Consider the following 7,742-nt stretch of genomic DNA (forward strand, 5'->3'; position numbering starts at 1 on the left):
GAATATATGTTATGTATAGTATAAGCTCTTGTGGTTTGCCGATATGTAATACTAACAAATTCTCCAAACGAATTGAAACTAGCAATCTCTATATCTCTCACAATCATATAACTTCTAAAAGCCAAAAAGCTACCCACAGATCTCGTTTGTTTGAATTGATCCCATTTTAACAGACTATTCCTAATTTTTTTCTATTCAGATATCTAAATTCATTAATTCATTACTGTTTAAAATAAATGAGGTCATCCAAACCTGTCTTTTCTTCATTATTACCTTATTTTAACACTTCGTTCCCTATACCGACACCAAATAATTAATTCTTACAAAAAAGGCTTTCTACTAGTAGATAGAAACCTCATTATTACCCTATTTAATTTGTTAGTTGTAATAATTATATCCAAGATGCAATAGAGGAAAATAATTATACATAATGACTTAACAAAAAACACTCACAAACATTAGTATATCAACATTTGTGAGTGTTTAATCGTTTTTATAATATAGCCGGTTTATCTAAAAATACTGATGATGGGGTCGAACAGGCGCTCCTTTTCGGTACATGACTTTGATTATTTATTCGCTCTCCTTAATTTTAGAAGACGACCCAATGGTTAAATTTGTTTTATTGCAAACTCCTAATAAATCCCCAGTTCGTCACAAAATTCGACCGACTCCAGATATTGCTTTTTTCCCTTTTTCCTAGACTTTCATCCTACTTAAATTGTTCAAGATATATATAGGGAGGATTCATGATATAAGCCACACGTGCGTGTCTTTCTTCTAGCAGTGTTCTTTGAATCGATTCACCATCCACATAAACATAGGCTAACAGTCGTTCGTAGGAATCTCTCCTGTTCCGTCGTTCAAACTCTAAGGTTAACTTGCCGCTTTATACTAGTTCACTATTCCGTGTGAATGCTTCCTTTGCATAGAGTTGGACACATATTTTTGGGTTTGATGTTTCCGGTGTATTGACCAATAAATAGGAACCGTTTCGACTTTTCCGTTTACTCATATTTTGATGGTATCGCCATCAATTGTATCGACTAAAGAAATGGGAACCTGATTAGTTGAAAGGACAAACGCTTTTCCCTTCAGTAAGTCACTTACTTGACTCTCAATCACCTGAAGGCTGACCTCCTGTGACTTTTCTTCTTTCTGTGATGGCAATGAATAGAATGCTAGACAGGTACTGAAGCTATAATGGCGACTTCACTCTTTCGTTTTCTTATGAATATCCCCCCGTGCCTTCATACTTCCACGTTTACAAACTAACCATATTGCTAGCTGAAACGTAGTTGACAGTTCCGGTCTGACCAATTTCGATGCTTGGCATGAACGAGTTCCATCCTATCATTCTCTGTTTCGACTGGTTCGTATCATAACCATCCCGCTAGAGGAAGGCAATGAGAGGTGGGTTGGTTCACTATCTCTCACCACTCCCTCTTAAAATACCCCGCTATAGCTGGAAAACTAATGAATTCCTTCCTCATTTCTCGAAACGAAATCACTTCATTTCCTCTAGCGAGCTGGTAATCTAGCAAATAAGCATGACAGTTTAATGGGTTTTGATGAAATGTTTTGGTATATAATTGCATTGATTCTTGCTTGCTGGCTGCAAAGATAAAGACAAACTCCTTCTGGTTCATCTTCAGAGAGTATATGCCCACTTTATGAAAACCTAATACATTGTTTTGAATCGATTCCTTTTGGTCCTCAATCCTGCCTGAAAGATCGTTGTAATTTACAGAGATGCTTTCAACTGGACCATTTCTGTTTTTCGAGAAAATGATTTCAAGGGTATGATTGTCCGTGTCCTTGTCATAATACGACTCACGAAACAAGAACAAAATGACATCGGCGTCCTGTTCAACTCTGCCCGATTCCCGAATATCAGACATCATCGGCCGTTTAATGGCTCTTGATTTCCACCCAGCGATTAAGCTGGGCCAAACAAATTACGGGGCAATTATAATCCTTCGCCATCGTTTTAAGAGATTTGGAAATTTCCGTTACTTGTAAATAGGAATTCCCTCCATAAAATTGACCAGAGTGGATCAACGAGAGAAAGAACTTTTATCTCTTTCAATTTTTTTGTTAATAATTATTACTTCATAATTGCCCCTTTTATTGGATGATACTTCCACTTTTGAATTCATAAAATAGAGGATACCTCACACCTCTTTATCTTTTATCCCCATTTCCTATTTTATTGTTCTATTAGTTTATTATTAATCTTGGTGAAAGGAATCGGTAAATGATGAAAGAAAACTTATTTATGACTTTATCAATCGACACCTTTTAACAATTTTGACTGATAATATATATGTGGTAATTACTTACCTTAAATTTCCAATCGAGTGATGAATGAGGTAGGTAAAGTTCCAATGTTTAATAGTTCATTGCGGTTCAAGCAACTTACTAGATCGTTTTAGAAAAAACATTAAATTTTTACCATGAAAATGGAGTGATTATTGGATGACCAACCAGCTTCAGCCAGGGCAGGAACTCCAGGCAAACCAGCAAATCACAGCGAACAATGAGCGAGCATTTCTGATCATGCAGGGCGATGGAAACTTCGTACTCTACGAAGTACATAAAGGCCAACACATTCCTGTCTGGGCGTCCGGCACCAACGGAAGTGGTGCTGTGAAAGCAGTCATGAGGGATAATGGCAGCCTTGGCGTCTGCAAGGCAGATGGCCAGGAGGTCTGGTCCTCTAGCACCGCGGGGAACGCCGGAGCATACCTCATCCTCCAGGACGATGGGAATGCAGTGATTTATACTAACCAGGGAAAAGCGCTCTGGGACTCGGGAACGTGGCGCCATTTTCGAAAACTTGGTTTTGACCCAGCCATTCACGGGTTCTTGTTTCCAAACAAATTCGTCAATTCTATAGCTAATATTCCGGGCTATGGGCAGGTGACAACACAGGGTCGGTGCGGGGGAATGGCTTTTGCCGCGCTCGACTACTTCCTCAAGGGCATTCCTGTTCCGAAATACACCGGGAACCTGTTCAATGCAAAGGTTCCACCGGATGGACACTGGCTTGCGGATTACATTTACAGTCGACTTATGGACAGTTTCCTTGTTCCCTCCTCCATCAAGTATGTTCATTGGACCTTGGCGTCCGATCATTCTACCGTCCTTGGTGGAAAGGGTGTCACCCGCTGGACGAAGGAGGAAGAATTTCCAAAGCTACGGTCGCTTATCGACGCCGGTCGTCCGGTCGTCCTCGGGCTGATAGATGCAACCAACCTCGGGGAGATCGGATCAAAGAATCACCAGGTTCTAGCCTATGGATATGAGTGGCACTCAAAGGCCGACATTATGAAAGTGTTCGTCTACGATAATAACACGATAAAATCGGAGGTAGTTTTGTCCTCAGAGCGAGGCAACCCACACTTTGATGCCACGAACACCGACCCTTGGCGGGGATTTTTCGTAATCGACTACCAACAGAAGACACCGCCCGTGTTCACAAGCAAGCCGCCGGCGGCCAATGATACGGTCCGATACGGTCAGACCATTAAGGTAAGTCATCTGTGGACGGGGCTGACACTCCATTCGCACGCACTGAACTACGACCACAGCGGCAGCTCAGGTCAGCAGCAGGTCACCTGTTTCAAAGGTGCCGATGACAATGACCTCTGGAGGATCAAGGGGCCTAATGGAACGCAAGCGAACCACAGGAATGCTGAAGTAGTCCGACATGGGGATGTGATTCGTCTCGAGCACGTGCTCACGCAACGAAACCTGCACAGCCACTATGGACACCCTTCCCCTGTCACTGGTCAGCAGGAGGCGACCTGCTTTGGCTCCGGAGGTCAGGGCGACGACAACGATAACTGGCGGGTCGAGGTCGAGGGTGGCGGCCAGTGGAGCGCCGAGCGGAGAGTCCGACTTGTTCACATGAGTACCAACCATACGCTCCACTCCCACAGCGGGCATAGCCATCCCAAATGGACAGCCGGCCAACAGGAGGTAACCGGCTTCGGTGGTCGTGACGACAATGACTGGTGGTGGCTCCTCGAAATCCGCTGAGAATGGCCTGGGATTCAAGAAGTCCGCACCTTAATCGGAAACTTCAACCTCATCTGATCGGAAGAAAGTATTCCATTGGCTAGTTAAAACGATGGGTTTAAAATAAAAAAATTTATATTCCGTTCTTGTTACAAAAGGGTGTCCCTATTTTAAAGGACACCCTAGCTCATTTTGTTTTGATAGTTTATCCCGTGTGATTTTTACAGATAGTAAAAAGACACCTCTATATTATCTAGTTAAGAGGTGCCTTTGACCATTTTAGTTAACATAATGTGATTATGGTTAAGATGTAACGGGAGAAAGTAACATAATAGGTAAATACAATAAAGTTAAGATTCACTTTTTCTACTTGTATTGAAATCTTTGCTTTTTAACCGTAGGACTGGAATTTTTTGCGTATTGGTCAAAACCAGAATCATAGAATTGTGCGACCTTACTTGACCAGTCACTGGTATCTTTTCCGCTAGAACGTTCAGACATATAGGATGTTATCGTTTGATCATATTGGTCAATAATTTCCTTTTGAATTTTCGTATCATACTGTTCTTTTTGAAGGGTAGCATTAATTGGCAGCCTTGGTTTTTGAGCGGGGACGGATCGTGGATATCCGACGACCAGACCTGAGATTGGAAAAACATATTCAGGAAGATTCAATAGGTCAACAAAGGTTTGGGGATTTCTCCGTAATCCTCCAATTGGAACGATCCCGAGTCCCATCGATTCAGCCGCTATCACCGCGCTTCCGAGAGCGATCCCTACATCTGTTGAACCGATAATAATGGATTCTAAGTCCTCGACAATTTTAAACTCAGTCCCATTTTTTTCAGCAGCCAGTTTCGCCCGGTAAAAATCCATGCAAAACACTAGAAAAACTGGAGCTTCCTCAATCCATCTTTGGTTGCCAGCCGCTTTCGCCAAGGCTGCTTTCCTTTCAGGCTCCCTGACTTCGATCACACTCACTTGCTGACCATTAATCCAATTTGGACCAGCCAAAGCCGCCTCAATAATGGTTTGTATCTGGGCTTCGCTTACCTCTTTTTCAGTGTCGAAGTCCCTAACTGAGCGATGATTTTTTAATAATTGAATGGTTTCGTTCATACTATCACTCCTCGTGTCTACGATACTACACACTCAGCTTCCATTTCAAACACCCGAATCGAATAAAAGTGCCTGACACCACCCGTATATTCACTGGTGGTGTCAGGCACTTTTTTACTTATTAAGAAGTTCTAAAAAGGAACAAATGGTTAAGATCCCTTTATCAAAGTTTTCTAAGTTAAAGTGTTCGTTTGGAGCATGAAGATTTTCATCTGGCAAACCGAAGCCCATTAAGACAACAGGAGCATGTAGGGATTGGTTGAAATCTGATACAATCGGAATCGAACCGCCTTCTCTTTTGTAAACAGGTGCTTTCCCATAGATGTTCTCATAGGCTTCAGCCGCTTTTTGTATCATCGGGCTGTCGATCGGGGTTAAAAATGGATTCCCCGTATCTTGGAGAGACACTTTTACGGTACAGCCTTTTGGCGCATGTTCTTCTAGATGCTCTTTGATCAATTGTTGAATCTTTTCAGGGTTTTGATTGTGGACGAGACGACAAGTGATTTTAGCATGTGCCTCGTTTGGGATGACCGTTTTTGTCCCTTCCCCCTGAAATCCTCCCCATAATCCGTTTATTTCTAATGTTGGCCGTGAACTGATTCTCTCAGGGTATGGGAAATTGTTTTCCCCTCCGGTTAAATCTGTTAAACCTAATGATTTTTTTAGCTTTTCTTCATCAAAACCCAATGCTTTTATTTGTTCTTTTTCAAATTCTGTTAATTCCTCGACATCATCATAAAAATGGTCCACATTTACTTTTCCGTTTGCATCATGAAGAGTTGAAAGCAGCTGTACCAATAAATGGTTGGCGTTCTGGACTCCCCCGCCGAACATGCCCGAGTGCAAATCCGAATTAGCGGTTTCTAGGGAAAATTCCAGTGCACAAAGACCTCTTAAAGAATAGGTGATGGCAGGGACGCCTCTGTCCCACATATCAGAATCGGATATAACGACCACATCACAGGATAATTTCTCTTTATTTTCGGATAAGTATGGCGGAAGATGAGGACTTCCGATTTCTTCTTCTCCTTCGATGCAGAATTTTATGTTTACCGGTAATTTACCTTCTAATTTCAATAGGGTTTCCACTGCTTTGATATGTAAGAACGTCTGCCCTTTGTCGTCGGTTGCCCCTCTGGCAAAGATCTTTTCATCACGAATCGTTGGTTCAAACGGAGGCGTTTCCCATAAATGAACAGGGTCAACGGGCTGTACATCATAGTGGCCGTACACTAAGACGGTTGGGGCGTTTTCCTGATGAAGCCAGTCCGCATAGATAATCGGATGGCCTTTTGTCTGGACGATTTCAACATGTTCCAATCCAATGCTTTCTAATTTATTGGCAATCCATGAAGCTGCTTTTTGGATGTCCTCTTTATGCTCTGATAAGGAACTGATGCTGGGAATCCGGAGCAATTCTTTTAATTCCTCGACATTTTGATTATGTTGATTGGATAACAACTCGGATAATTGACTCATGTTCTCACCTTTTCTAGTTTATTTTCATTAATAATTGATATAAAAAGACATTCTTGAATTCAAGAAGGGCCGAGCATTTTTTCACTCAATGACTGCGCTCCTATTAAATAATACAGAAAAAAAATGATGGATTCCATTTTAGATTGCAAATTCTATTAAATTTGTTAAGAGTGAACCATTTAATGCATTTTTTTCATCGCTTACCTTAAATATCCGTAAATTTTAGCATAACCACTTTTCTTACGAATAAATAGTTAAAAAGAAAAGCCGTCAAATAGGTGGAAGTTAGTTTTTCCATCTATTTGAAGGCTTTTAGTTGATTAAGACGATTGTATTAAACGGTGGTTGTCTATTTGTTTCACATTAAAAACACCTGTAAGAAAGATCAAAATGGGAGAAACTTACCCCATTCATCCTTTCATCTAATGAATGTTATGCTTTCTGAAATTACCGCCCTTCACCTCTGCTACGTCATATACGGTAACAAAGGATTTTGGATCCAGTTCATTGATGATTTCTTTTAATTTTGTTTCTTCTAAGCGGTTAATGACACAGGTGATTTCTTTAAATTTTTCATGGGAAAAGCCGCCATAAGCTTCTTTATACGTTGCACTTCGACCTAAACGATTGCGGATGGTCTCTACCATTATTTCTGGCTGAGTGGTGATAATATTGAAGGTTTTAGAGCCGCTTAAACCTTCTTCCACAATGTGAATCACTTTCGAAGCTATAAAGTAAGCAATGGCCGACAGAATCGCCCCTTGTAAACCAAATACAAAGGCAACGAAAATAAATACAAATATGTTTAAGAAAAGAATGAGATCACTTGTACCAAACGGTAATTTTCGAGATAGGAGGACGGCCAGCATATCAATTCCATCTAATGCACCGCCATTACGTAAGGCTAACCCCATCCCAAATCCAAGGATAATACCGCCAACCACTGTAACTAACAAAGTATCCCCCTCAACAATAGCAGGGGTATGATGCAAGAGACTTGTTCCAACCGCTAGTGAAGCGATCCCGATAATCGAAAATAAGGCGAAACTTTTTCCAATTTGTTTATATCCTAACCAGATAAAGGGAATATTTATAATAGCAATTAGAACACCTAATGG

Annotated in this window: 6 protein-coding genes and 1 pseudogene; 1 reads left to right on the plus strand and 6 read right to left on the minus strand. The window is 41.2% G+C overall.

Annotated features, from left to right (window positions below; genetic code table 11):
* Positions 1-712: 712 nt before the first annotated feature.
* From V7137_RS30830 to V7137_RS30840, 3 genes and pseudogenes are all read right to left on the minus strand, one after another.
* Positions 713-856: pseudogene (locus V7137_RS30830) on the minus strand (thermonuclease family protein); the annotation flags it as partial.
* Positions 857-1,433: 577 nt separating this feature from the next.
* Positions 1,434-1,904, minus strand: a complete 471-nt coding sequence (locus V7137_RS30835; RefSeq protein ID WP_420490192.1) for a DnaB-like helicase C-terminal domain-containing protein — start codon at positions 1,902-1,904, stop codon at positions 1,434-1,436.
* 7 nt (positions 1,905-1,911) lie between these two features.
* Positions 1,912-2,061 (minus strand): DnaB-like helicase C-terminal domain-containing protein, encoded by a 150-nt coding sequence (locus V7137_RS30840; protein WP_420490193.1) that lies wholly within the window; start codon positions 2,059-2,061, stop codon positions 1,912-1,914.
* Positions 2,062-2,478: 417 nt separating this feature from the next.
* Here V7137_RS30840 and V7137_RS28115 point away from each other — a divergent pair, with 417 nt between their 5' ends.
* Positions 2,479-4,044 carry an MIR domain-containing protein gene (locus V7137_RS28115; RefSeq protein WP_335701112.1) on the plus strand — a complete coding sequence of 522 codons (1,566 nt, stop codon included), beginning with the start codon at positions 2,479-2,481 and terminating at the stop codon, positions 4,042-4,044.
* 345 nt (positions 4,045-4,389) lie between these two features.
* On the opposite strand, the gene V7137_RS28120 is transcribed toward V7137_RS28115, so the two are convergent.
* The 3 genes from V7137_RS28120 to V7137_RS28130 form a co-directional block, all read right to left on the minus strand.
* Positions 4,390-5,142 carry an NADPH-dependent oxidoreductase gene (locus tag V7137_RS28120; protein ID WP_335701113.1) on the minus strand — a complete coding sequence of 251 codons (753 nt, stop codon included), beginning with the start codon at positions 5,140-5,142 and terminating at the stop codon, positions 4,390-4,392.
* Between the two features lie 114 nt (positions 5,143-5,256).
* Entirely contained in the window at positions 5,257-6,624 is a 1,368-nt protein-coding gene (locus V7137_RS28125; RefSeq protein ID WP_335701114.1) for a dipeptidase, read from the minus strand.
* A gap of 422 nt (positions 6,625-7,046) precedes the next feature.
* On the minus strand, positions 7,047-7,742 hold a 696-nt coding region (locus tag V7137_RS28130), incomplete at its 5' end, for a YitT family protein (protein ID WP_335701115.1).

Source organism: Neobacillus drentensis (assembly GCF_036962765.1).
Lineage (GTDB): Bacteria > Bacillota > Bacilli > Bacillales > Cytobacillaceae > Neobacillus > Neobacillus drentensis_C.

Coding starts and splice junctions, on each gene's coding strand:
- V7137_RS30835 (WP_420490192.1), bottom strand. CDS start 1,904: ATGATGTCTGATATTCGGGAATCGGGCAGAGTTGAACAGGACGCCGAT.
- V7137_RS28115 (WP_335701112.1), top strand. CDS start 2,479: ATGACCAACCAGCTTCAGCCAGGGCAGGAACTCCAGGCAAACCAGCAA.
- V7137_RS28120 (WP_335701113.1), bottom strand. CDS start 5,142: ATGAACGAAACCATTCAATTATTAAAAAATCATCGCTCAGTTAGGGAC.
- V7137_RS28125 (WP_335701114.1), bottom strand. CDS start 6,624: ATGAGTCAATTATCCGAGTTGTTATCCAATCAACATAATCAAAATGTC.